The sequence below is a fragment of the Flavobacterium micromati genome, from assembly GCF_900129585.1.
In the GTDB taxonomy this organism is placed as follows: Bacteria; Bacteroidota; Bacteroidia; order Flavobacteriales; family Flavobacteriaceae; genus Flavobacterium; species Flavobacterium micromati.
In genome coordinates, this window is record NZ_FQWF01000011.1 from 18,083 (window position 1) to 44,540 (window position 26,458).

Annotated in this window: 21 protein-coding genes, 1 tRNA gene and 1 pseudogene; 10 read left to right on the forward strand and 13 right to left on the reverse strand. The window is 34.2% G+C overall.

Going from position 1 to position 26,458, the window contains the following annotated elements; translation table 11 throughout:
• Positions 1–169: 169 nt before the first annotated feature.
• From BUB42_RS12115 to BUB42_RS12125, 3 genes are all read left to right on the forward strand, one after another.
• The gene (locus BUB42_RS12115) at positions 170–1,261 is read left to right on the forward strand and encodes an AAA family ATPase (protein ID WP_073020724.1); all 1,092 of its coding nucleotides are present in this window, start codon (positions 170–172) and stop codon (positions 1,259–1,261) included.
• 108 nt (positions 1,262–1,369) lie between these two features.
• On the forward strand, positions 1,370–1,846 hold the full coding sequence (locus BUB42_RS12120; RefSeq protein WP_073020726.1) for a hypothetical protein: 477 nt from the start codon (positions 1,370–1,372) through the stop codon (positions 1,844–1,846).
• A 31-nt stretch (positions 1,847–1,877) separates the two neighbouring features.
• Positions 1,878–2,786, forward strand: a complete 909-nt coding sequence (locus BUB42_RS12125; protein WP_073020728.1) for a helix-turn-helix transcriptional regulator — start codon at positions 1,878–1,880, stop codon at positions 2,784–2,786.
• Positions 2,787–2,792: 6 nt separating this feature from the next.
• On the opposite strand, the gene BUB42_RS12130 is transcribed toward BUB42_RS12125, so the two are convergent.
• The 3 genes from BUB42_RS12130 to BUB42_RS12140 form a co-directional block, all read right to left on the reverse strand.
• The gene (locus BUB42_RS12130; protein ID WP_073020730.1) at positions 2,793–3,527 is read right to left on the reverse strand and encodes a tRNA1(Val) (adenine(37)-N6)-methyltransferase; all 735 of its coding nucleotides are present in this window, start codon (positions 3,525–3,527) and stop codon (positions 2,793–2,795) included.
• A gap of 176 nt (positions 3,528–3,703) precedes the next feature.
• Positions 3,704–4,228, reverse strand: coding sequence for a ribosome maturation factor RimM (gene rimM / locus BUB42_RS12135; RefSeq protein WP_073020731.1), 525 nt, complete (start codon positions 4,226–4,228; stop codon positions 3,704–3,706).
• A 15-nt stretch (positions 4,229–4,243) separates the two neighbouring features.
• Positions 4,244–4,804 carry a 30S ribosomal protein S16 gene (locus BUB42_RS12140; RefSeq protein WP_073020733.1) on the reverse strand — a complete coding sequence of 187 codons (561 nt, stop codon included), beginning with the start codon at positions 4,802–4,804 and terminating at the stop codon, positions 4,244–4,246.
• Between the two features lie 700 nt (positions 4,805–5,504).
• Between BUB42_RS12140 and BUB42_RS12145 the strand changes: the two genes are divergently transcribed.
• Entirely contained in the window at positions 5,505–5,867 is a 363-nt protein-coding gene (locus BUB42_RS12145) for an RNA recognition motif domain-containing protein (protein ID WP_073020735.1), read from the forward strand.
• A gap of 875 nt (positions 5,868–6,742) precedes the next feature.
• On the opposite strand, the gene BUB42_RS12150 is transcribed toward BUB42_RS12145, so the two are convergent.
• The 5 genes from BUB42_RS12150 to dnaE form a co-directional block, all read right to left on the reverse strand.
• Positions 6,743–6,816 (reverse strand) — tRNA-Asp (locus BUB42_RS12150).
• An 86-nt stretch (positions 6,817–6,902) separates the two neighbouring features.
• Entirely contained in the window at positions 6,903–7,841 is a 939-nt protein-coding gene (locus BUB42_RS12155; protein WP_073020737.1) for a DUF58 domain-containing protein, read from the reverse strand.
• Between the two features lie 313 nt (positions 7,842–8,154).
• Positions 8,155–8,472, reverse strand: a complete 318-nt coding sequence (trxA, locus tag BUB42_RS12160) for a thioredoxin (protein ID WP_073020738.1) — start codon at positions 8,470–8,472, stop codon at positions 8,155–8,157.
• A gap of 318 nt (positions 8,473–8,790) precedes the next feature.
• Positions 8,791–9,714: an outer membrane beta-barrel protein gene (locus tag BUB42_RS12165; protein WP_073021033.1), complete on the reverse strand. Its 924-nt coding sequence runs from the start codon at positions 9,712–9,714 to the stop codon at positions 8,791–8,793.
• A gap of 209 nt (positions 9,715–9,923) precedes the next feature.
• Positions 9,924–14,483 (reverse strand): DNA polymerase III subunit alpha, encoded by a 4,560-nt coding sequence (gene dnaE, locus BUB42_RS12170; protein WP_073020739.1) that lies wholly within the window; start codon positions 14,481–14,483, stop codon positions 9,924–9,926.
• A 377-nt stretch (positions 14,484–14,860) separates the two neighbouring features.
• Between dnaE and BUB42_RS12175 the strand changes: the two genes are divergently transcribed.
• The 6 genes from BUB42_RS12175 to leuB all read left to right on the forward strand — a co-directional run bounded on the left by BUB42_RS12175 (position 14,861) and on the right by leuB (position 22,090).
• Positions 14,861–16,078 carry a DUF2254 domain-containing protein gene (locus tag BUB42_RS12175; RefSeq protein WP_073020740.1) on the forward strand — a complete coding sequence of 406 codons (1,218 nt, stop codon included), beginning with the start codon at positions 14,861–14,863 and terminating at the stop codon, positions 16,076–16,078.
• A gap of 542 nt (positions 16,079–16,620) precedes the next feature.
• On the forward strand, positions 16,621–18,021 hold the full coding sequence (gene leuC / locus BUB42_RS12180; protein WP_073020741.1) for a 3-isopropylmalate dehydratase large subunit: 1,401 nt from the start codon (positions 16,621–16,623) through the stop codon (positions 18,019–18,021).
• A gap of 104 nt (positions 18,022–18,125) precedes the next feature.
• Positions 18,126–18,722 (forward strand): 3-isopropylmalate dehydratase small subunit, encoded by a 597-nt coding sequence (gene leuD / locus BUB42_RS12185; RefSeq protein ID WP_073020743.1) that lies wholly within the window; start codon positions 18,126–18,128, stop codon positions 18,720–18,722.
• 81 nt (positions 18,723–18,803) lie between these two features.
• Positions 18,804–19,331, forward strand: coding sequence for a GNAT family N-acetyltransferase (locus BUB42_RS12190; protein ID WP_073020744.1), 528 nt, complete (start codon positions 18,804–18,806; stop codon positions 19,329–19,331).
• 28 nt (positions 19,332–19,359) lie between these two features.
• The gene (locus tag BUB42_RS12195; protein WP_073020745.1) at positions 19,360–20,889 is read left to right on the forward strand and encodes an alpha-isopropylmalate synthase regulatory domain-containing protein; all 1,530 of its coding nucleotides are present in this window, start codon (positions 19,360–19,362) and stop codon (positions 20,887–20,889) included.
• 139 nt (positions 20,890–21,028) lie between these two features.
• Complete coding sequence (gene leuB / locus BUB42_RS12200) at positions 21,029–22,090, forward strand: 3-isopropylmalate dehydrogenase (RefSeq protein WP_073020747.1); 1,062 nt, start codon at positions 21,029–21,031, stop codon at positions 22,088–22,090.
• A 249-nt stretch (positions 22,091–22,339) separates the two neighbouring features.
• Here leuB and mtgA read toward each other — a convergent pair whose 3' ends face one another.
• The 5 genes and pseudogenes from mtgA to BUB42_RS16960 all read right to left on the reverse strand — a co-directional run.
• Positions 22,340–23,080, reverse strand: coding sequence for a monofunctional biosynthetic peptidoglycan transglycosylase (gene mtgA / locus BUB42_RS12205; protein ID WP_073020750.1), 741 nt, complete (start codon positions 23,078–23,080; stop codon positions 22,340–22,342).
• Complete coding sequence (locus BUB42_RS12210) at positions 23,080–24,192, reverse strand: NAD(P)/FAD-dependent oxidoreductase (protein WP_073020752.1); 1,113 nt, start codon at positions 24,190–24,192, stop codon at positions 23,080–23,082. Before BUB42_RS12210 ends, mtgA begins: the two co-directional genes overlap by 1 nt.
• A 144-nt stretch (positions 24,193–24,336) precedes the next feature.
• The gene (gene rpoN / locus BUB42_RS12215; RefSeq protein ID WP_317614900.1) at positions 24,337–25,743 is read right to left on the reverse strand and encodes an RNA polymerase factor sigma-54; all 1,407 of its coding nucleotides are present in this window, start codon (positions 25,741–25,743) and stop codon (positions 24,337–24,339) included.
• Entirely contained in the window at positions 25,706–25,870 is a 165-nt protein-coding gene (locus tag BUB42_RS16760; protein WP_244533930.1) for a hypothetical protein, read from the reverse strand. The genes rpoN and BUB42_RS16760 overlap by 38 nt, the downstream gene beginning before the upstream one ends.
• A gap of 121 nt (positions 25,871–25,991) precedes the next feature.
• A pseudogene (locus tag BUB42_RS16960) lies at positions 25,992–26,306 on the reverse strand (GxxExxY protein); the annotation flags it as partial.
• Positions 26,307–26,458: the final 152 nt, after the last annotated feature.

Here is a 26,458-nt window from a genome sequence, read left to right on the forward strand (position 1 = left end):
AGACAAAGAGAAACAACATCTTCAAATAAATATCTTTAACAAAACCACTAACAGTAAATATTTAGTAATGTTTTTAGTTTGATAAACGGTATAATATTAATCACTCCGCCATCTGTTGTCGCTATAAACCGATAAGTTTGCTTCAAATTAAATGTAAAAAGCAATGTATATGGAAAATCAAAACGATGAAGGAAAGAAATTAAAAATTCAAAATAATTCGTTTCATGTTTACGATAATGGATCTGGTTATGTAAATCAATTGAGAATGTATCACGCTTATTTTAGTCAAATTCCTAATATTAAAATAATTCGAGATATTGATATAACGGCCATGCGTAATCATATTTCTGCTGAGATGAAAGAAAACATTGAGCAAGTACATTACAGTCAAACTTATCGGCCAGAAAAGAAAAAGAACTTTTATGCTGATCATTTTTTTATTCTCAAAAATAAAATTGTAATAAATCTGTCTGGCGGTATTTTTGGCGGGGCTGTTTTTGTTCTTTTTGAATCTAGTTTAGAAAAAGAAGCAAACGATTTACAAAGTAACTTATTAAAATTTCAATTAAAACCGAAAAAAACAACCCAAATAAGTTTTATTGTGAGTGATGAAAAAGGTCTCAGTACTAAGAGTATTGAAGTTAAAAAACCTAAAGTAAATCTAGATTTACATTATAATGATGATTTCAAAAACATACATCAGTTAATTGTTAAGAATTTAAAAAAAAGAGATACTAAAGGTTTGTATTTATTTTATGGATTACCTGGTACAGGAAAAAGCACCTATATAAAATACTTAATCCATCAACAAAATAAGAAGGTGATTTTTTTATCTCCTAAAATTGCGGGTAATTTAGATGACATGTCATTTACCAAGTTTATATTGGATAATCCAAATTGTGTTTTGGTTATAGAAGATGCAGAGGATTTAATACTTTCAAGAGATAATCATCATAATTCCAGACTTTCATTCTTACTGAACTTGACAGATGGTCTACTTGCAGATAGTCTAGGGATTCAAGTAATCGCTACATTTAATACTGATTTAAAAAATATAGATATGGCTTTACTTCGAAAAGGTAGACTAACTTCAATTTATAATTTTAAATTACTTGCAACAGATAAAACTAACGTGCTTTTGGAAAAGTTAGGTCATGATATTGTAGTAAAGAATTCCCTATCATTGGCGGATATATTCAATTTTAGAACGGATCTAAATTATCAATCGATAGCAAGAAAAGCTGTTGGTTTTGGGAATTGATTAGAAAGTTCAAAAAATATTACTAGTATATCATATATTTGGATAATATTAAAAAATTAAAAATTTGCTTCAAAAACTTTATTAAATAATTATATAAAAAACATCTTTATGACTAATCCAGAAAATAACAAGCAGACACACGAATCTGACTCTTCAGTACAAAGAAAAGTTGAATCAGAAGTAAAAATATATCTTCATAAGAAACATGGTTGGAACCTTTCTGCAAACAAAAGAGAATTCAGCTCAAAGTATGAATTAGATTTCTGTGATCTTGAGAACAAAATTATGGGTGAAATTTATGCTGGAATTGACAAAGTGAATCCAGCTCAAAAAAATAAAGTAAAAGCCGATCTTTTAAAACTTATTGCTGCTGAAAGGGATTTTGGAAATAAATGGGAAAAGCATTATGTATTTGTTGATAAAAATGTAGAAAAAGCTTTTATAGGTGATAGCTGGCTCGGAGATGCTATAAAATCATTTAATATTAAGTTGTCAACGGTTTCTTTATCTGATTTAAAGCCGGGTATTGAAGCGGAATTGCGTGAGGCAAAGGCAAAGCAACAAAGGGGTAATCAAACTAAGTGAAGGCCAAATCTCAGAAAAAAATGAAAGAATAATGTCTAAAAAGCAATTTATAAAACGGCACCATCTTATTATAAATAAACTGCGATCTAATCCTTGTTCGTTTAAGGATTTACTTGAGTATTTAGAAAAGCATTCTTTAGATTGCGAGGAGAATTATGTGATTTCAAAACGTACTTTTGAACGTGATGTTCAAGAGATAGGAGAAATTTACAATATTGATATTGAGTATTCCCGTTCGAGCAATGTGTATCAAATTGTACAAGATGCCAACGAAGGAAAAACAGATCGATTAATTGAGTCATTTCAAATATTTAATGCATTAAATATTTCTGATTCTCTTTCAAATCATATTATTATTGAAAAAAGAAGATCAGTAGGATCTGATAACATGCATGGTTTACTGCATGCTATAAAAAACCAATTTATAATTGATTTTACTCATGAAAAATTTTGGAAAACCAATAACGAAATAAAGATTCGTACTGTTTATCCGTTGGCTTTAAAAGAAGCTAGAAATCGTTGGTATTTGGTTGCTAAAGACCCAAAAGATAGTATTTTTAAAACTTTTGGATTAGAACGAATTACAAATATGCGCATAACAAGTAAAAAATATGAACATCCAAATGATTTTGATGCCAATGAAAAATTCAAATATTCTTTTGGAATAATTACAAATGAAATAGAACCTGAAAAAATTAAACTTTGCTTGTCACATGATCAAGCCAATTATGTTAAGACATTGCCATTGCATTATTCTCAAAAAATAGTTAAAGAAAACGATAAAGAATGTATTATCGAATTGCACTTGAGTCCAACGGTAGATTTTATCATGGAACTTTTATCTATGGGTTCTGAAATGGTAGTTCTCGAGCCAGAATCACTTAAAATAAAAATCATTGAGATACTTGAAAGAAGTTTACATAATTACAAACCTCTCTAATTCAGACTACATCTTCAAATAAAAATCCTTAACCAAAGCAATGTATTCTGGAGTATAAATATGTCTAGCGATTTCAATAACGAGTTCATCAATTTGCAAATCATAGTTTTCTTTTCGGCTCAAGGCCAATAAACTCCTCTTTATTTCGGTGGTTGTAGTTCCTTTTACACGAGTAATTTTCATTGGATAAAGTTCATATTCCTTGGCTATAGCCAAAAATCGATCTTCCCCTTTGAAAGGAATGATTACAGAGAAAATTCCGTTTTCAGATAATAATAAATCAGCAGCTTCGATTAGATCTTCAAAAGGCATCGCATCTTGAAAGCGGGCTAAATCGCGCTGCGAATTATCAGATTTATAGTCTTCAGAGTAAAAAGGCGGATTGGAAACAATTAAATCATATTGCTGCGCCAGTTCGCTATCGCTCGGGTCATCTTCTGGTTCTTCTACAAATTCATCTAAACCGGCGTGGAAACAAAAAAGTCGATCGCTCCAATGTGAGTTTTCGAAATTATCGACAGACTGTTCATAAGCTTCTTCGTCAATTTCCAAAGCGTCAATCTGCTCGGCGTTGCTTCTTTGTGCAAGCATCAAAGCTATAATTCCTGTTCCGGTTCCAATATCTAAAATGCTAAAAGGATTGTTCGTTATAGGTGTCCAAGCACCAAGTAATACGCCGTCAGTTCCAATTTTCATGGCACAACGATCTTGTTCGACAGTAAATTGTTTAAATTTAAACACTGTGATTTATGATTGAGGATTAACGATTGTGGATTTCAGATTTTTTTAACTCAACACTAAAAACTGAGTACTGATCACTTTTCTGAATGAGCAACGATTTATGATTGCAAATTTTTGAGATTCAACGCTCTTCCAGATGATTAGAAATTTGTGAGACTGAATACTGAACACTTTTTTTATAAGTACATCTCAATCAATCCCTCTGGCAAATCCATGATAACTTTTTTATTTTCCCTGTCAATTTTTACAAGGAAGTGGTCAATCATCGGGATTAGGATTTCAACTTCGCCATTTAGAACCTCAAAAAGTGGCTGTGCTGTGGAATCATTTATAGATGCAATTTTGCCGACAACGCCAAGACGTTTATCTTCAACTTCAAATCCTATTACTTCATGAAAGTAAAATTTGTTGCCAGTAAGTTTTGGCAGCATTTTTAATGGGAGGTAAATAGCATTGCCCATAATGGCATCAGCCTCTTCCTCGGTATTCATATCTTCAAAACGGATTCTGAGAAAATCGTTCTTGTGCAGTGAACTACTTGTAATAAAAAAAGGAACCAAGTGTTTGTTGCATTCAACAAACACCGATTCCAAGTTTTCGTATAACTCGGGTTCGTCTGTGTCTAAATAGGCAAGAACTTCCCCTTTGAAACTAAATTTTTTAGCGATTTTACCTAAATAGAAACAATCTTCTTTACGCATCTTCGCTTCTTAAAATTACGCTTCAGTTGTTTCGTTATTTTCTTCTTCAGTTGGAGCTTCGTCAACTTCAACTTCAGCAGCTTCCTCTTCAACAGCTGGATTTGCAGCAGCAATAGCATCTGCCTCAGCTTGTGCAGCTGCAGCTAAACGTTTTGCGTTTACATCTTGTTCTGCTTTAAAAGCTTTTGCTTTAACGTCAGCTTGTTCTTTCGTTAAACCATCTTTTTTAGCGTCAACTTTTCCAGATTTTGCATCTAACCAATCTGCTAATTTTGTATCTGCTTGTTCTTGAGTTAAAGCTCCTTTACGGATACCTCCATCAAGGTGATGTTTCAATAAAGCTCCTTTGTAAGAAAGAATTGCCTTAGCAGTATCGGTTGGTTGAGCACCATTGTGCAACCATTTTACTGCAGCGTCAAGGTTTAAGTCGATAGTTGCTGGGTTTGTGTTTGGATTGTAAGTACCAATTTTTTCTAGGTATTTACCATCTCTTTTTGAGCGTGCATCGGCAGCTACAACCCAGTAAAAAGGTTTTCCTTTTTTACCGTGTCTTTGTAATCTAATTTTTACTGACATAATCTTGTGATTAAATTTTGAGGTACTCGACCTCGATTAATTAAGGGTGCAAAGATACTTTTTTTATTGGTAACTGCAAACGCGGTTTCTGTTTTTATCAACGGCATAAAACTAAGGCATTTTATTTTTCATTTCTGGGCAGGAAATCTGTATGTGAACATTGAATATGTAATTTTGATATTTAGAAATTTGATTTCTTAAAATATAAATTTCGAATTGTCTTATTTTTATATTGTAGCATTCACTTTGAAACAGAAGTATATTTTTGGAAAAAACAGGACCAGTTATGTTTTTTAAGCTGGAAACCAAGCGGATAAAAAGCAATCTATAAACATGATTCTGACTTTGGACAAGTTGCAATCACTATCATTCAAATTATCAAGACAATCTTGAGGAGCATTAAATTTGTTGTCAAAAATACCAGTGTTATTTCTGTTTTAGATAACAACTTGAACGTTCAACAAAGCATAATTCATAAATTTACCTTTGTTAAAGTAATCTTGAATTACTTATAATTTCGGCGCATTTGTTTTAACCATATTGGTTTATTTTACAGTGCTTTAAACTAATGATATTTATATTTTAATATTTTAAAAGGGATATTTTGTTAGAAGGGGGAAATAAAATCATAAATAAGCTAATATGTAGTAGATTAGAAAAAATTTGCAGTACATTTGTGTTATTATTTAAATAAGTACATATGAATATTTTTGTTGGAAGCCTTCCATTCAGTATTGAGGAAGCAGATTTAAGAGAGTCTTTTGAGGCTTACGGGGCAGTTGATTCAGTTAAAATTATCTCAGATAAATTTACAGGAAGAAGCAAAGGATTTGGTTTTGTTGAGATGCCAAATGATGACGAAGCTCAAAAGGCTATTGACGAATTGAACGGAGCAACTGTTCAAGGACGTGCAATTGTTGTTAACAAATCTGAGCCAAAACCAGAAGGCGAAAGAAGAAGTTTTAACAATAACAGTCGTGGTGGTGAGTCACGCGGTGGTTATGGTGGTGGAAATAGCCGTGGTGGAGACAACCGTGGTGGTGGAGACAGAGGAAGATATTAATATTTTTTTCAATCATATATAAAAAGGTGTCAATGTAAATTGACACCTTTTTTGTTTCTATTATGTTTAAATAAAGGAAGCGTTTGTAAAGTTCAATACTTTGCACTATAAAATTAAAGAGTAAAACTTTTTCCGAAACAAGAAAGCTACTGGTGAGGGCGATTGGTTTTTCTACTCGTCTAGGAACGAGACTCGGAAACTCGCTAGGGTTATAAATTCATGGGAAGCAACACAACCAACGTTAAAAACCTTTAAGGGGCACAAAAGCCTTTTTTATTATGAATTGCTTTTCCCGAATATTGTTTCGTTTCTAGAAAGAGAGGGCTCGAACTCGTCTAGTTCCAAAAGACGAGATGACAGTCATTTATTCTAATTAACTGTTATTGTTTAATAATCTTTCAATAAACGCAACATCTGTAAACGCAAAAAAGCCATTCACCGAGGCGAAAAACTTTTTAGTTCGTCAAGGACGATACATCTAAACTCGTTAGAGGTTATAAATTTGCGGCAAGCAACACAAGTAACGTTAAAAATCTTTAAGGGGCACAAAAGCCTTTCCATTATGAATGGCCGTCCCGAATATTGTTTCGTTTCTAGTACTTGAACTCGTATCGTCCCAAAAAAGGAGATGACAGTCATTTATTTTAATTAACTGTTAGTGTTTATTAATCTTTCTATCGAATAACATTCCGTTTTTTCAAACGCAAACTCTGTAAAAGCAAAAAAGCTATTCACAATTAAGTGAAAAGCTTTTCATTGGTCTAACTACTAAACCCGCTACGAGTTACAAATTCGTAGCAAACAACACAACTAACGTTAAAAACCTTTGAGGGGCAAAAAAGCCTTTCTGTTACGAAAGGCTTTCCCCAATATTGCGGTCTGGACGGGACTCGAACCCGCGACCCCATGCGTGACAGGCATGTATTCTAACCAACTGAACTACCAAACCTCTGCGTTATTGCGGTGGCAAAGATACAATAGATTTCCGTTTACACAAGCGTTTTTTATAAAAATATTTGATAAACTTTGAATCGATTATCCAAAGTTTTGTTTTTCAACTAAGTATGTCATTAATATTTTTTCGAAATTTTCGTCAACACTTACTGGAATGTACTTTATTCGGTTTTGAGAGCAGGTTAAAGCTAATTTTTTAAAGTAACTTTTTGCTTGTAGTTCGTATTGTTCCTTTACATTATCAGCAAAAACGGTTATTTCCTCACCAGTTTCTACATCAATGAATTTTTTAGGTGTATTGTCAAAATCAAAATTCAACTCCGTTTTTTTATCAACAACGTGAAATAAAACCACTTTGTGCTTGTTGTGTTTTAAATGCTGAAGTGCGTTAAAAAGTGCTTCTTCGTTAGATGTGCCAGAATTATTTTGAAACATATCTGTAAATAAAATAATCATAGAACGACGATGAATCTTTTCAGCTATTTGATGTAAGAAGGTTACAGTATCTGTGGATTTTGGAACTGTATTTTTGACAAGTAAGTTTTCAAGTGAATTTAAGATCATTCGATGATGCCGATCACTGCCTTTTTCAGGCGCGTAGTACTCATATTTATTTGAAAAGACACTTAGTCCTACTGCATCGCGTTGTTTCTTTAAAAGATTCATTAAAACAGCCGATGCTAAAACAGAAAAACCAATTTTGTTTTCAAAAAAATTCTGATTTTTTTTTAGTTTTGGATAATGCATTGACGAGGAATTGTCGATAATAATGTGACACCGTAAGTTTGTTTCCTCTTCAAACCTTTTCGTAAATAATCGATCAGTTTTAGCAAATAGCTTCCAGTCGATATGTTTTGTGCTTTCGCCAGCATTAAAAACCTTATGCTCGGCAAATTCAGCCGAAAATCCATGAAACGGACTTTTATGCATTCCTGAAATAAATCCCTCCACTATTTGATTAGCTAGTAATTCCAGATGTTTAAAACTGGATATTTTCTCTATTTGCGATTCGATTTTCATTTACCAAATGTATCTAAAGATTAAAACATTTAAAAATTTTGAGATTGAAAATAATATTTAAACCGATTAGGGCATGAATTAAAAACTTTATCGATAAAAAATTGTTAAACGTATTATCTCGAAGTTTAAAGTTAAAACTCACTTATTTTTGAAGTAAATCAACAAGCAAACTGTGAAGAAACTAAAAATGCTGTATTAATCTTATTGTTTGAAAATTTGCAATTGTTAAGGTACTTCTATAAAAAAAGGCTTGACTTTTGCCAAACCTTTTCTCTGAATCAACAATGATTCTATATAAATCATAATCTACCGATTACAACAAAGCGTCTAAACTATCAGCGTAAGTTTGTTTTGGAGCAACGCCAACTTGCTTTCCTACTACTTCACCTTTGTGAAAAACTAGAACCGTAGGAATATTTCTTACACCGTATTTTGCAGCAAATTCTTGATTAGCATCAACATCCACTTTCCCTATTACAACTTTTCCCTCGTACTCGTTGCTTAATTCATCAATGATTGGTCCTACCATTCTACATGGACCACACCATGCTGCCCAGAAATCTACCATTACCGGTTTATCTGATTTCAAAACTACCTCTTCAAAAGTAGCATCTGTTATTGCTAATGCCATATTGTTTTAATTTAAAGTTAATCGCTTGAATATTTTAAAGTTTCAAACCCGACTACAAATTTAGAAATTAAAAACAAATCAAACACTATATAGAAATTAGTTTTGACTATTTATCCATTATCAATTCTTATTCGTAGTCCTGCGGAATTCGGTATTTCTTTTTTTGGAGCTATTTACTTTGTCAGTCTTCTTCGCTAGGTCCCACTGCCGCAACATCGGGACAAAAAGGGCTAAAAAAGCTTGATTGCCTTAAAATGAATTTTGCATAAAAAAAGGGATGCTTTTTCAAACATCCCTTACTTTAAAAAAAAAATTGTCTTACAAGCTGTATTTTAATCCAAGTGTTAAACCAAGACCACTAATTCCAACATAAGAACTAATATCATCAGAAGCTTTGGTGCTATCAAAACCTGCAGAGTTGGTTGATTTGTTATTAGAAGTAGTATTAATTTGCTCGACGTAATTTACATGATTTAAAGAATAAGATGCATCTGGTCGAAACGCTGTAGCTGTGTTTAATTTATCCACTCCATTTTCGTTATAAACTTCTGTTTCTTTCGACTTTCCGTGTACGGTAAAGTTGCGATATTCTAATTCTCCATAAACCGAAATGTTTTTCCCTAATTTGTAAGAGGTACCTAAAACTGCCATAAAACCGACCGTTGGATTTGGCAGCACTTTTTCTTTAGCGTACGAATTTATATTTCCTGCTGGAGTTGTGTATGTTCTATTAGTTTCAATTGTTAAATCTCCAGAAACAGGTACAATTACCCCTACTTTTGTATAAGGTTCAAAACCATTTGACTCGCCCAAAAACAATACTACAGCTGGAGCTAAATCAAATGCTGTAATTTTACCCTGAGCTCTCCCTGTTACAAAAACGGGACCTGATGCCGCTAACTTATTAACGGTTTCCACCATTGTTTTACTGCTACTTTTGAAATAATTAACTCCCATCTCAAAACCCAACCTTGAAGAAACACGGTAACCTGCAGTTAGACCCGTTCTAAAACCTTCACCAAAAGACCCATGATTAGTTTCTCTTGAAAGCAAAGTTGTTCCGTTAGTTGCATAAACATCTGTATTTGGCAATTGCCCTGAAACTACTGGAAATTCAGTAGCGGCTGTCTGCGTGAAATAAGAACCACCTAATTTAAAATACCACTTTTCCTGCGTTGCGTTTTGTCCTGTCATAATCATAGAACAAATCATAAATCCCAATAAAAATAACTTCTTTTTCATAATTTCATTTTTTATCATTTCCGCAAAAATAACGCTTTTAAAACAAAAAATATATGAATTATGTAGATTTAAAGTCAAGTGACTGCATATAGTTCATAATCAACAACTTTCAAGTTCAACTAAACAAGTGTTAAAATATAAAAATCCATTTATATTTAAGATTAGATATTTAAGTCAAATATAACTCATCAAAAATTATGGGATAAAGGCTAGTTCAGCTTAAAATTAATTTGCATTTTTTCTAATTCCTGTAATAGCTCATTTGAAATTTTGATTTTTAATTTTCTGCTTGGCATCGTCAATTTAGTGACTACCTTTATTTCTTCTACTTCTTCGACTTTTAATTTTGAGGCAACAACTATTTCTGAAATCGTATCATTATCAATATCTGAATCTTCATTTTCCTCCACAAAAACTGCATCAGTATCTTCATCAACTTCGATTTCAGCAGCAGCGACTTCCACTAATCGTTTGGTTTTTTCTATCTCCATAATCTCAAATGAAACGGTATTATCCCCTTTGTTTTCTTGAAATAGATGATTGAGTTTATGAATAAAATCTTTTTCTAAATCGGATATATTCAGCAGGAGAACCAATTTTCTAGCAAATTCGTCTAAAACATCTTGTAACTGTCTAACCTCGACAAATTGTAATCTTGGTTCTCCTTTTTTTCCGGTATCCCGATCTGCCCAGCCTTCTTTGACCAAAACTTTCATGAACGTAAAATTGTTTTGAATAAAATAATGGCGAAATTTTAAGTATTCATCACCAAATATTTTAAATTCATAACTTTCATCATATCCTTCTAACGTAAATATTGCCCAACCTTTTCCGTTCTTCGCAATTCGATGTTGCACGTTATTTATGATTCCGCCAAAAGCTAAATTCTTGTTGAGGTGCGCTTCCATATTTTTAAGTGCTTCTAATTTAGCATTACAAAAATATTTCATCTCAAATTTAAAGTCGTCCAAAGGATGCCCTGAAATATAAATCCCTACCACTTCTTTCTCTTTAGCAAGTTTTTCCATGGTAGACCAGTCTTCGCACGGCGGTACTGTAGGTTCGGCGATTTGAACATCACTGCTTTCGCCAAATAAACTTACCTGAGCTGAATTTTCATTTTCTTGATACTTAATTCCATACCGAATTGCTTTTTCATAAAACGTAATTCCGTCGCCATCATCATGAAAATATTGCGCTCTTGTTGTATCTCCAAAAGAATCAAAACCACCAGCCAAAGCAAGGTTTTCAATCGCTTTTTTATTAGCAGCACGTAAATCAATACGTTTAGCTAAATCAAAAATTGATTTGTATTTTCCATCCTTTCTGCTATTTACAATTGTTGCAACCGCTCCAGAGCCCACGCCTTTTATCGCCCCCATTCCAAAACGCACTGCGTAATCATCGTTCACGGTAAATTTATAAAACGACTCATTCACATCTGGGCCTAAAACTTGTAATCCCATGCGTTTGCATTCCTCCATAAAGAAAGAAACTTGCTTTATGTCACTCATATTATTAGACAATACCGCAGCCATATACTCAGCTGGATAATTCGCTTTTAAAAATGCAGTTTGATACGCAATCCAAGCATAACAAGTCGAGTGTGATTTATTAAAAGCATATTCTGCGAAGGCTTCCCAGTCTTTCCAAATTTTCTCCAGTTTGTCTTCAGGATGACCATTGGCAGCAGCCTGACTAATAAACTTGGGTTTCATTTTATCCAAAATATCTTTCTGCTTTTTCCCCATCGCTTTACGCAAAACATCGGCATCACCTTTAGAGAAGTCTGCTAGTTTTTGAGATAAAAGCATGACCTGTTCCTGGTAAACTGTAATTCCGTACGTATCTTTTAACAAATCCTCGCAGGCATCGAGATCATAAATAATCTCTTCTTCACCGTTTTTTCGCTTGACAAAACTCGGAATATAAGCAATTGGACCAGGTCGGTAAAGTGCATTCATCGCAATCAAATCGGGAAAAACCGTTGGTTTTAATTCCTTCATGTATTTCTGCATTCCCGGACTTTCATACTGGAAAATCCCAACGGTTTCCCCGCGCTGGAATAGCTCATACGTTTTTAGATCATCAATAGGAAAAGAATCTGGATCAAGATCAATTCCAGATCTATATTTTACTAATTTAACGGTATCTTTTATCAAAGTCAGGGTTTTCAAACCCAAAAAATCCATCTTCAACAATCCAGCACTTTCCACCACCGAATTGTCAAATTGAGTAACGTATAAATCTGAATCTTTGGCTGTAGCCACAGGAACAAAGTCTGTAATATCGCTAGGTGTAATGATCACACCACAAGCGTGAATTCCTGTATTTCTTAGATTCCCTTCTAAAACCTTGGCTTGCTGAATAGTTTCTCCACCTAAATCATCTTCACGAGCAATGCCTATTAATTCTTTTATTTTTTCATATTCCTCTGGGCGAACTGCTTTTTTGATGAGGTCTTCTTTCTCACTTAAAAAACGAGCTAAATTCCACTTAGACGGCATCATTCCAGGAATCAACTTTGCAATTTTATCTGCTTCAAACAATGGTAAATCTAATACTCGCGCCGTATCTCGAATAGCTGATTTTGTTGCCATTTTACCATAAGTAATAATTTGTGCAACTTGTTTTGAGCCGTATTTTCTGATCACATAATCCATTACACTGCTGCGTCCTTCATCATCAAAATCGATATCAATATCGGGTAGTGACACACGATCCGGATTCAAGAAACGCTCAAAAAGCAGGTTGTATTTTAGTGGATCAATATTGGTAATTTTCAAACAATAAGCCACTACTGAACCCGCTGCCGAGCCCCTTCCTGGTCCAACAGAAACACCCATGCTTCTGGCCTCAGCAATTAAATCTTGTACAATTAGGAAATATCCTGGATAACCAGAATTAGAAATCGTTAGTAATTCAAAATCGAGTCGTTCCTGAATCTCATCAGTAATTTCAGCATATCTCTTGTTTGCTCCTTCAAAAGTAAGGTGTCGCAAATAAGCGTTTTCACCTCGAACTCCACCGTCTTTTTCATCTTGTGAATTATTGAATTCAATAGGAATCTCAAATTTTGGAAGTAAAACTTCCCGAGCCAAATCATAAATTTCAATTTTATCTACAATCTCCGAAATATTCGAAATTGCTTCTGGCAAATTATTGAAAAGCTGCTTCATCTCATCTCCTGATTTGAAGTAATATTCCTGATTTGGTAAGCCGTAGCGATAGCCACGACCACGACCTATAGGTGTAGTTTGCTTTTCACCATCACGCACACATAGTAAAATATCATGTGCATTTGAATTTTCTTTGTCAATATAAAAAGTATTATTAGTGGCGACAATTTTAACATCGTGTTTCCTTGCTAACGAAATTAGAGAAGTATTTACTCGATTTTCATCTTCTTGGTTGTGACGCATCACCTCAATATAAAAATCGTCTTTGAATTCGTTTTTCCACCAGATCAGCGCATCTTCGGCTTGGTTTTCACCAATATTCAAAATCTTATTGGGAATTTCACCATAAAGATTTCCGGAGAGGACAATAATATCTTCTTTATATTGCTGAATGACTTTCCTATCGATTCTTGGAACATAATAAAATCCTTCTGTATAAGCGATGGAAGACATTTTAGCTAGATTGTGATAGCCTTTTTTGGTCTTCGCCAAAAGCACTATTTGATATCCATTATCCTTCACAGATTTGTTTTTATGGTCTTCGCACACAAAAAATTCGCAACCCACAATAGGTTTCATCGTCACTTCAGTAGGTTCTTCGCCATTATCAATAGCCGCTTTATTTTTGGCGACAGCCGTTTTATTGTAGCTTAAAATATCACGGACAAAATGAAAGGCGCCCATTAAATTGGCATGATCGGTCATGGCAACTGCTGGCATTTTTTGTTGCGCTGCTGCTTTTACCAATGCGGCAATACTTATGGTAGATTGCAAAACCGAAAACTGAGTATGATTGTGTAAATGCACAAATTGAGTGTCAACCAGCACTTTTTTATTCTCAGAAAGCTCTTTTCTTGAAACTGACGGTGCTTGTTTTTCTCCAAACTGCTGCCGAATTTTCTCCGAAGCTTCTTTGAGATTAATATGTTTTAATCCAATAAGCTTTATTTCGGCTGGATTTTTATTTTGAAAGTCTTTGAAATAAACATTCGGAACATCGAGCTCTTCTTTAGTAAAAATTTCACGTCTAATTAATTCTAAAAAACAACGAGTAGTTGCTTCAACATCAGCAGTTGCGTTGTGCGCTTCGCCAAAAGGCTTGTTAAATAAATAACTGTGTAATTCTGTAAGTGTGGGCAATTTGAATTTTCCTCCTCGACCACCGGATAATTTTAATAATGATGCAGTCACCTCAGTACAAGTATCAAGAATGGGCATCGAACTCATAGGGCTTTTTACTCCCATTCTATAGAATTCGCAACCCATGATGTTGATATCAAAACCCAAATTTTGACCAACAATATATTTAGCTTTGCCTAAAGTGATGTTGAATTTTTTCAAAACTTCGGCCAAGGATATTCCTTCTTCTTCCGCCAATTCTGTTGAAATTCCGTGAATACGTTCGGCATCATAAGGAATATTGAAACCTTCTGGTTTTACCAAATAATCTTGATGCTCGATGAGTTTCCCCATTTCGTCGTGCAACTGCCATGCTATTTGAATGCACCGTGGCCAGTTGTCCGTATCAGAAATAGGCGCGCCCCATTTCTTAGGTAATCCTGTGGTTTCAGTATCGAATATTAAGTACATATATTTTTATAAAAATCAAATTAAAAAATCCAAATTCCAAATTTTGACTAGCCGTAAAGCACTGATTATGTTATATTTATAAGCTATCGCTATGCAAAATGGTGGGATTTCAAATTTAGTCTATTTGCTAGCGAATTAAAAGGGAAGTTATTAACAAAAAGGATAATCTATATTTCTATAAGTTGTGATTTTTAACTTAAAATAAGATTAAAAAATGTTCTAAAATTGATTTTGTGATGTTAATAACCTTAAGCATAATTGATAAAAATCAAGTTAGTTTGAAATTTAGTTTGCCTTTAATTCGGAAGTATAAAGATATTTTAAATTGTTTTTTAATAAAATAGCGATAGTAGACTTTCTCAACGTAACTTTAGAAAATGAAATTTAATTTACCCAAACATTTTAGAATCTATTACAACAAGATCACTGGAAGTATTGCTTTCTACCCGGCTTTACTGGCCATAAGCTTCTTATTATTAACATGGGTCATGTTAGTTATTGACTTTTCTGAATGGGGGAAAAATATAAAAGCTAATACTAGTTGGTTAAGTTTGAAAGACGCTACCACAGCAAGATCCATTATATCCACAATCGCTGGCGCTATAATTTCGTTGACTGTTTTTAGTTTTTCGATGGTAATGATTGTGCTAAATCAAGCCGCTTCTCAAATGACAAATCGTGTTTTGAGTAGTATGATAGGTAACCGATTTCAACAGACCGTTTTAGGATTTTACATTGGAACAATTGTTTATGCACTTTTTCTTTTAAGCACTATTAGGGATATTTCTAGCGGCGTTTATGTTCCAGCACTTAGTATTTATCTGCTTATTTTGTTAACAGTAATTGATATTTTTCTATTTATTTATTTTTTAGATTACGTCACTCAAACCGTTAAATATGAAACTGTAATTACTCGCGTTCAAAAAAAAACGATGCAAAAAATGCAAGAAGAATACAATCAGGATAAGCAGCAAATAAGTTCTTGGAAAGAACTTCCATACGTAGAAATAAAAACACCAAAATCTAACAATTTTCAAGGATATAATAAAACATTTTTACTCGAAATTTGCGCAAAAGAAGATCTCTATATTGATTTTTTATACCCAAAAAGCACTTATTTATTAAGAGATATTCCATTGTTGAGAGTATTTAGTACAAATCCTATTGATCCGAAAGTTTTGCTTGATATTGCTTCGGTAATTGACTTTTACAGTGGGCAGCCCATAGATTTAAACGCTGATTATGGTTTTAAACAACTCGCTGAAATTGCTATAAAAGCGCTAAGTCCTGGTATTAATGATCCAGGCACTGCGGTTCTTGCGCTACACTCATTATCTGATTTACTTGCGTTTAGGCTTTATAATAATTGCCAAGATATAAAAACTGATACAAGTGGAATTGCTAGACTATACATTCCAAACTCTACATTTGAAGATTTATTTAAGTGTTGTATCTATCCCATTTGGAATTATGGAAAAAAAGATCAGTATATTCAGCTGGCACTTATTGAAATGATAAATCAGCTTAAAATTATAGATTTTAAAAAAAGTCAGGTCAAAATATTTGATGATTTTTGTGAAATAATGAAACTATAAAATGTCAAGAAAATACATTGAAGAAAGACAAATAAAAGATATAAATAATTCTAGTCCTGCCTAAAAAAGATAATTTTATTACTTTTGGATGTCGTAATATTTTTATCAAAAAATAAGTGTTCTTTAATTAAAAGCTTTTATAAATAATGCGAATAAATCACCTTATCACATCTTTAAATCAAAAAATTATCATTTAATATTTTCTATTAATTAACGTTCAAAACAGGATTTTAATTAGTACAAATCCCTTTAGAATAAAGCTTTACACTTTAAAATAAAAATTTAAAACTTCTATAAAAGTAGATAACAAAAACTTTATTTAGGTCTTTTTGTTGCATTGAAAATTGTCATTTATAACGTAGACAATTAATCTGGTTTTAATGCTCACAGTGCTGATCAATTCAAAATTTATTTTGGGTATCGTAGATAAGGCAATAACACAATTGAAAACTTCACGGCATTCTCTACTTTTGGTTTTCTTACACCAAATATGCGCATGAATTAATGGGCATACATAGAGAAATACACTTAAAATATTTAAAATGAATACTACATTATTTGACAAAGTATGGGATTCGCATGTTGTGCGTACAATAGAAGATGGACCCGATGTTTTTTTTATTGACCGTCATTTTATTCATGAAGTTACCAGTCCTGTTGCTTTTTTAGGTCTTAAATCAAGAAATATTAAAGTTTTATATCCAGAGCGCACTTTTGCAACCGCCGATCACAATACGCCTACTATTAATCAACACCTGCCTGTAGCTGATCCTTTATCGGCGAATCAATTAAAAGCTTTAGAAGATAACGCAGCGGAATATGGTATTTCGCATTGGGGTTTAGGACATAAGAAAAATGGGATTGTGCATGTTGTAGGGCCGGAGAATGGAATCACATTACCAGGTGCAACTATTGTTTGTGGAGATTCTCACACTTCTACTCACGGTGCATTTGGTGCAATTGCGTTTGGTATTGGTACCTCCGAAGTAGAAATGGTACTAGCTACACAATGTATCATGCAACCAAAACCAAAGAAAATGCGCATCAACGTCAATGGGGCGTTAAGTAAGGGTGTAGGTCCAAAAGATGTTGCTCTTTATATTATTTCGAAATTAACAACATCAGGTGGAACAGGATATTTTGCTGAATACGCCGGGAATGTATTTGAAGAAATGTCGATGGAAGGTCGAATGACGGTTTGTAATTTAAGTATCGAAATGGGAGCCCGGGGCGGAATGATTGCTCCTGACCAAAAAACATTCGATTTCCTTGAAGGCAGATTGTACGCACCAAAGGGTGAAGCGTGGACCAAAGCAGTTGAATACTGGAAAACTCTAAAAACCGATTCTGATGCCGTTTTTGATAAAGAGCTAAACATTGATGCTGCTGATATAGAACCTATGATTACGTACGGTACAAATCCTGGAATGGGTATAGGTATTTCAAAAAGCATTCCTAGCGCCAACCAAGTTGAAGGTGGAGCAGAAACCTATAAAAAATCACTAGCTTATATGGGTTTTGAAGAAAATGATGTAATGATAGGTAAACCTATTGATTTTGTTTTCTTAGGAAGTTGTACTAATGGTAGAATTGAAGATTTTAGAGCTTTTACAGAAATTGTAAAAGGGCGAAAAAAAGCAGATAATGTAACGGCATGGTTAGTTCCTGGTTCCCACGTTGTCGAAGCACAAATTATTGAGGAAGGATTGTTAGAAATTCTTACGGAATCAGGGTTTGTTTTGCGACAACCGGGTTGTTCGGCATGTTTAGCCATGAATGACGATAAAGTTCCTGCAGGGAAATATGCGGTAAGTACTTCCAATAGAAACTTTGAAGGACGTCAAGGACCTGGTTCAAGAACATTATTGGCTAGTCCAATTATGGCGGCAGCGGCCGCGGTTACAGGGGTTTTAACAGACCCAAGGGAATTATTAGCCCCCTAACCCCCAAAGGGGGAATTCTCGACATAGTAAATAATATTATATAAAATATCATTCGCCTCCAACAATGCCGCCTTCGGGGGCTGGGGGGCTTTATCAAAAATCAAATGGCTTACGATAAATTTAATATCCTTACAAGTAACGCAGTGCCGTTACCAATAGAAAACGTAGATACTGATCAAATAATTCCAGCTCGCTTCTTAAAAGCAACAGAGCGCGTAGGTTTTGGCGACAACCTATTTAGAGACTGGAGATATAATAGTGACGATTCTCCAAAGACTGATTTTGTTTTAAATAATCCTACTTATTCAGGAAAAATTCTTGTAGGTGGAAAAAACTTTGGTTCCGGCTCTTCTCGCGAGCATGCAGCTTGGGCAGTTTATGATTACGGTTTTCGTGTTGTGGTTTCTAGCTTTTTTGCTGATATTTTTAAGGGGAATTGCTTAAACATTGGTGTTCTACCAGTTCAAGTAAGCGCCGAATTTGCAGATAAAATCTTTACAGCAATCGAAGCTGATCCAAAAACGGAACTTGAAATTAACCTTCTAGAACAATCAATCACCATTTTAAAAACGGGTGAAAAAGACACATTTGATATCAACGGATACAAAAAGAATAATATGCTGAACGGCTTTGATGACATCGATTATCTGCAAAACATTAAAGAGGAGATAGTAACTTTTGCTGAAAAGCAACTTATTTAAAGAGCAAAATATAAGATTGAAATTTCAATTCCTTGGTATTTTAGATAGAGGTATGTTTTCTATTTTTGCCAAAAAAAAGATATGACTTTCAAAACAAGTACAATAAATGATATCGAGACGATTTTCGAGTTTTACGACATAGCTGTAAAGTATCAGAAAACCAAGTTCAACAAGCATTGGCAAGGTTTTGAAACCGAATTAATAAAAAAAGAGATAGCTGAAAACCGACAGTGGAAAATCATTATTGATGAGAAAATTGTCTGTGTTTTTGCAATCACTTTCGAAGATGAAAGCATTTGGAAAGAAAAAAACAGCGATAAGGCCGTTTACTTTCACAGAATTGTAACTCATCCAGACTGTAAAGGACAAAATTTTGTCAAGAAGATTATAGCTTGGGGAAAGCAATTTGCCAAAGAAAAAAAGCTCGATTATTTGAGGCTAGATACTTGGGGAGACAACACCGAATTAATTGATTATTATCAAAAATGCGGATTTGAATTTTTAGGAATCATAACGCCAAATTATAACGGATTACCCAAACATTACGATGGAATTACGCTTAGTTTATTTGAAATTAAATTGAATGAAGATTGTGATGAATCGCCATAATTTACCTCTAAAGCGACAATTATAAACAATGAAAAAAAGAAAAATTGAAATAATGGACACGACACTCCGTGATGGGGAACAAACCTCAGGAGTATCATTTTCTGCTGCAGAAAAATTGACCATTGCGCAATTGTTGCTAGAAGAATTAAATGTTGACCGAATCGAAATCGCCTCGGCTCGAGTTAGCGAAGGCGAATTTCAGGGTGTAAAAGGAATTATGACGTGGGCCAAAGGGAAAGGATACGTAAATAGAATTGAAGTGCTAACTTTTGTTGACAGCGGACTTTCTATCGAATGGATGAAAAGCACGGGTGCCAAAGTTCAAAATTTACTAACTAAAGGATCCTTAAATCATCTCACACATCAGTTAAAGAAAACGCCAGAGCAACATTTTGACGAGATCGCGCTAACAATTGCTTTGGCGCAAGAAAATGATATTGAGACTAATGTTTATCTAGAAGACTGGAGTAACGGTATGCGTAATTCGCCAGAGTATGTATTTCAGTATTTAGATTTTTTAACTAAACAACCAGTCAAAAGAATCTTATTGCCAGATACTTTAGGGGTTCTTATTCCATCAGAAACATTTCAATTTATCTCTCAAATCACTTCAAAATATCCACATATTCATTTTGATTTTCATGCGCACAATGATTATGATTTAAGCATAGCTAATGTTATGGAAGCGGTCAAAGCGGGCATAAATGGACTTCATGTCACCGTAAATGGAATGGGGGAGCGGGCAGGAAATGCACCTTTGGAAAGCACCGTTGCTGTTATCAATGATTTTATGCCAGAAATAGAAATGAATGTAAGAGAATCGTCGTTATACTCCGTTAGTAAATTAGTGGAGACCTTTACAGGCTATCGAATTCCAGCAAACAAGCCCATCGTGGGTGATAATGTTTTTACTCAAACGGCTGGAATCCATGCTGATGGTGATAATAAAAACAATCTCTATTTCAACGATTTACTTCCGGAACGTTTTGGAAGAAAACGAAAATATGCATTAGGAAAAACATCTGGCAAAGCTAATATTGAAAAAAATCTTCAAGAAATGGGTTTGCAGCTGAATCCGGAAGATCTAAAATTAGTAACGCAACGAATTATCGAATTGGGTGATAAAAAGGAAACGGTGACTAAGGAAGATTTGCCCTATATCATTTCTGATGTTCTCGATAGTCAGACCTACTTAGAAAAAATAGTAGTTGAATCCTATATTTTATCTCATGCTAAAGGAATGCGGCCTTCAACAACCTTATCTTTAAAAATAGATGGAGAAATTATTGAAGAACACGCTCAAGGTGATGGACAATTTGATGCATTTATGAATGCACTAGCCAAAATTTATAAGAGTAAAAATTTAGAATTGCCAAAACTGATTGATTATGCCGTGAGAATTCCTCCAGGAAGTAGTTCTGATGCTTTATGTGAAACCATAATAACATGGACTAACAACGGAAAAGAATTTAAAACCAGAGGATTAGACTCAGATCAAACGGTTGCAGCCATTGTTGCAACACAGAAAATGTTGAATGTAATTCCCTCCCCTCTCTAAGCGGCGGGACTCCTCAAAGGAGTGGGAGCCTAAATGAAGTAGGTACACTAAAAATAAAACTCAAACACTAACATTATCCTTTTGTATCTCGGCTCGCTCTCCTTCAGAGGGAGTCGTGGAGAGGAATAAATCTAAAAATATGAAATATAATATTGCGCTTTTAGCTGGAGATGGAATAGGTCCAGAAGTAATTAATGAAGCTGTAAAAGTATCAGATGCTATTGCAAAAAAATTTAATCATCAAATAACTTGGACGCCTGCTTTAACTGGAGCTTGTGCAATTGATGCCGTTGGGGTTCCTTACCCTGACGATACTCACGATATTTGTATGGCTGCTGACGCCGTTTTGTTTGGAGCTATTGGTCATCCAAAATACGATAATGATCCAAGCGCAACCGTAAGACCAGAACAGGGATTACTGTTAATGCGCAAAAAATTAGGTTTGTTTGCTAATGTGCGACCTACGTTTACTTTCCCGTCACTAATTGATAATTCTCCATTAAAAAAAGAAAGAATTGAAGGAACTGATTTGGTTTTTTTACGAGAATTAACCGGTGGAATTTACTTTGGAGATAAAGGAAGGCTAGATGGAGGCGAAACTGCCTTTGACACTTGTACTTATACCAGAGCAGAAGTACAGCGTTTAGCTAAAAAAGGTTTTGAACTAGCGATGACCAGAACCAAAAAATTGTGTTGTGTTGATAAAGCTAATGTTTTAGAAACTTCTCGATTGTGGAGAGAAACAGTTCAAGCCATGGAGAAAGACTATCCAGAAGTTACTGTTTCTTATGAGTTTGTAGATGCTGTTGCAATGCGATTAGTTCAATGGCCAAATTCGTATGACGTGTTGATTACTGAGAATTTATTTGGAGACATCCTTACCGATGAAGCTTCGGTAATTTCAGGATCAATGGGATTAATGCCTTCCGCATCGGTGGGCGAACACACTTCATTGTACGAACCTATTCACGGTTCGTATCCTCAAGCAACTGGATTAAATATTGCCAATCCATTAGCAACTGTCTTATCAGCGGCGATGATGTTTGAAGACGCTTTTGGATTAAAAGCAGAAGCAGAAGCAATCAGAAATGTAGTCAATAAATCATTAGAGCACGGAATTGTAACCGAAGATTTAGTTGCAAAAGGAGCTAAGGCATATTCTACTAGCGAAGTTGGTGACTGGTTAGTTGCTAATTTATAAAGTACGAAATTCAGATTTAGATGAGAAATTGTTTTAAACCATTTGTGAAAACGAATGATTTTTACTTTTGTTGATTTTGTATCTAGATCATCGGTGTGAAATTTTATATAAAATAATAGAAATTTATTGAAATTCGGATCACACCATTTTTTCATTGTATTTACATTAATTTCAACACAAACATTTAGTAAACTAACATAGCATAAACGTAAACTACATTTAATGCATACTTTTTAAAGTTTACAAAGTTTAATACTTTATTTTTCCTACTTGTCTCATTACACGAACAATTTTAGTTTTTCTATTATTTATGTACGACGAAGAACTAGTGGCTTTATATTTTCTGGGATTTGGCAAAATTGCGGCTATTCCTGCGGCTTGAATTGGGGTTAATGAAGTTGCGTCTTTGCGGTACCAATGTTCTGTTGCAGCTTGAGCGCCGTAAACACCGTCACCCATTTCAATACTATTGAGATATACTTCCATAATGCGTTCTTTTCCCCAGATCATTTCAATTAAAACTGTAAAATAAGCTTCTAATCCTTTGCGAAAATAACTCCGACCTTGCCACAGAAATACATTTTTAGCGGTTTGCTGTGAGATAGTGCTACCCCCTTTTATTCGGCGGCCGCGCTCATTACTTTTATAAGCTTTTTGCATTGCGGTAAAATCAAAACCATTATGAGTCAAAAAGTTTCCATCTTCACTAGCTATTACTGCTTTTTGAAGATTCATTGAAATTTTATCAATAGGTTCCCAATCATGGCTAAAAAAAACTTCTTTTCCAGCAAATTTATTTTCTATTGCCCTAATCACCATCAATGGAGTAAAAACTACAGGAATAAATTTAAAGAGTACGACTAAAAACAATGAAATTCCAACGAACCACAAAATCAGTTTTAGTACAAAACGAGATATTTTATTTTTAAAAGAAGTCGGTGCTTTTTTAGCTGGTTGTCTCGTTTTTTTTGGAGTTATCTTTGTTGCCATTATACTAATTCTGCTAATTCTGTTCCTATTAAACTTCCTATTGCAACTCCCATTCCGCCTAATCGTACTCCGCAATACACGTTACTAGATAGTTGTGAAACTATAGGATTTTTGCTATTGCCCATACCCATAATGCCGCTCCAGCGATGCGCAATTTGGAAATCATAATTGGGCAAAATTACTTCTTTTAGTAATTGTTCCAATTTATTCTGGACGACAACTGTTTGTCCAAATTCAGTTGTGTTTTCTGTTTCAAAATCTAAGTTTCTTCCCCCGCCCAGCAAGATTCGGTCATCAATATTTCTAAAATAGTAATAACCTTCATCTAAATGAAAAGTGCCTTTTATGTCTAAATTTTTAATGGGCTGCGTAATCAAAACTTGCGCTCGTGCGGGTTTGACATCACCATTTGTTAAGCTATCAGCAAAACCATTTGTAGCAAATAATAGTTTTTTTGTTGTAAAATTAAAATCACCCAGCGCAACTTCTACTTCATTTTCTTTATCTGAATACGCGGTTACGGTTTGCTGATTCAAAATTAAAATATTTTCTGAAACAGCATTTTTCAGCAAAGCTTGCATCATATTTCCAGTATCAATTTGGGCTTCAAAAGGATTAAATATCAAATATTCATTGATTCCTGCAAATCCAAAACGATCTATTTGTGTGGCAAAAACATCAGCTTTAAATAATGGCTTTAGGATTTCATTAATAAAAGGTAATTTTTTTAGGCAGTGATTAAAACTGCTGTCATCTTCTTTTAAAAATAACTCGTAACCGCCATACGGTTTAAAATCTATTGCATTGTCGCCCAATCTTTTTCGCAACATTTGCAAACCCTTCCAACGATTTGAAATTAGGTTAATTACTTCTTCTTCTGAATGCGATTTTAAATCGTCTACAATTTCAGAGATACTTCCAAAACAAGCAAAACCAGCATTTTTAGTACTGGCGCCTTGGGGTAACATTCCTTTTTCTAGGATTAGAATTTTGCTATCAGGAAATCTTTCGCGCAGGTGTAAAGCAGTGTGTAAACCCACAATACCGCTGCCGACGATAGTATAATCTACATTTGTAAACCAGTTCTTCAATTCCCAGTAACTCAAATTCATAGCCAATCGTTTTTTATAAAAATAGTAATTTTTTGAATTTTATTGGAGTTGCCGTAGCTCAAAGTATAGATTTAACAAGAAGATTGAAAAATCTATTTTTTTTAGTAGACCTAATGTGCTCTTACAAACTTGCAAATAAATACCTTAAATTTTCTTTCTCATCCTCGCAACAGGAATGTCCAGCTGCTCACGGTATTTAGCGATCGTTCTACGCGCTATTGGATAGCCTTTTTCTTTTAAAATTTCAGCTAACTGATCGTCAGGAAGTGGTTTTTTCTTATCTTCTTCCTCAATCGTATCTTGTAGTATTTTCTTAATTTCTAAAGTTGAAACGTCTTCGCCTTGGTCGTTTTTCATCGATTCTGAGAAAAATTCTTTGATTAGTTTTGTTCCGTAGGGAGTTTCTACATATTTGCTGTTGGCCACACGAGAAATCGTTGAAATATCAAGATTTACCATATCGGCAATATCTTTTAAAATCATTGGTTTTAACTTGGTTTCATCGCCATCTAAGAAAAATTCTTGTTGGTAATGCATAATCGCATTCATCGTTACAAAAAGCGTTTCTTGTCGCTGACGAATGGCATCAATAAACCATTTAGCCGAGTCTAGTTTTTGCTTGATAAATTGCACTGCATCTTTTTGTTGCGCTGATTTATCGCGAGAATCCTTATACGTTTGCATCATTTCCTGATAATCTTTGGAAACGTGCAGCGAAGGAGCATTTCGACCATTTAATGTTAATTCTAGTTCTGCATCGACAATGCGAATGGCAAAATCAGGAACTACATTTTCTGTAATTTTGTTATTTCCAGTAAATGCACCACCTGGTTTGGGATTTAGTTTTTCTATTTCGTAGATCGCTTTTTTAAGTTGCTCATTCGAAACACTATACTTTTGAATCAGTTTATCATAATGTTTTTTGGTAAACGCGTCAAACTGATTTTCGATAATATCAGTAGCTAGTTCCACAGATTCTGTGGGTGTTTTATGTTTTAATTGCAACAATAAACATTCCTGTAAATCTTGCGCACCTACGCCCGAAGGTTCTAGTTCGTGAATTACCTGTAACATTTTCTCCACCATTTTTTCATCAGTGTAGATGCCTTGAGTAAATGCCATATCATCTACCATATCAGCCACACTGCGACGAATATATCCCATATCATCAATGCTTCCCACAAGAAATTCGGCAATTTCCCGCTCTTCATCATTCAAGATAAAGGTGTTTAATTGATTGATTAAATCTTGATGAAAACTTACAGGCGCTGCAAAAGGTGTTTCACGATCGTCATCATCGTCGCTATAATTGTTGGCTTGAGTTTTGTAATCGGGAGTTTCGTCGTTGCTCAGATATTCGTCAATGTTGATATCTTCGGCTTCAATACGCTCTGATTCGGCCTCATCATAATCATCGTAATCTTCGTTTTCAAACTCGTCTTTTTCGAATTCATCCTCCTCTTTACCTGCTTCAAGAGCTGGGTTTTCGTTCATTTCCTCTAATAAACGTTGTTCAAAAGCTTGCGTAGGCAATTGAATTAACTTCATCAGCTGGATTTGCTGTGGAGATAATTTCTGTGATAATTTTAGATTTAAGAATTGCTTTAGCATAATAAGGCACTAATTTTTTTGTTTGTCTTGCCACTAAGACGCAAAGACGCAAAGTTTTTGTTTGCATTATCAAGTCTTTAATTTGTTTTACTTCATTTTGCCATTTAAGCGCGAAGTTCTACATTTAGAGACTCTAATTTGTTTTTATTTTTTTGCTACCAAGGCGCAAAGTTTTTATTTTTTGAGAATTAATAATTAGTTCTCGTATGAATATATCTTTTAATTCCGTTTTTTATTAACGGAACATTAAAATTAATCAAAAATCCTAAATTTTTATCTAACATTCTCAAATGACTTATGATTTGAGCCTGCCAAACAGGATTTACTATTTCAACTGCTTTTATCTCTACAATTACACAATCTTCTACTAATAAATCAAGTCGTAAACCTTCATTAAATTCGATACCATCGTAAATAATAGGTAGGTCGATTTGTCTTTTTACTTCAAGTCCGGCTTTACTAATTTCATGAGCTAAACAAACTTCATAAACTCTTTCCAGTAAAGCTGGACCAAGCTATTTGTGGACGTTATAAGCTGAATTTACAATTATTTTAGCAATTTCTTAGGTTCTCTCGGTAATCATATTTTTTAGATGTCATTGGTTGTCTTTTTTTTAAGACTCAGAATCTTTGTAATAATTTATTTATTCAAAAT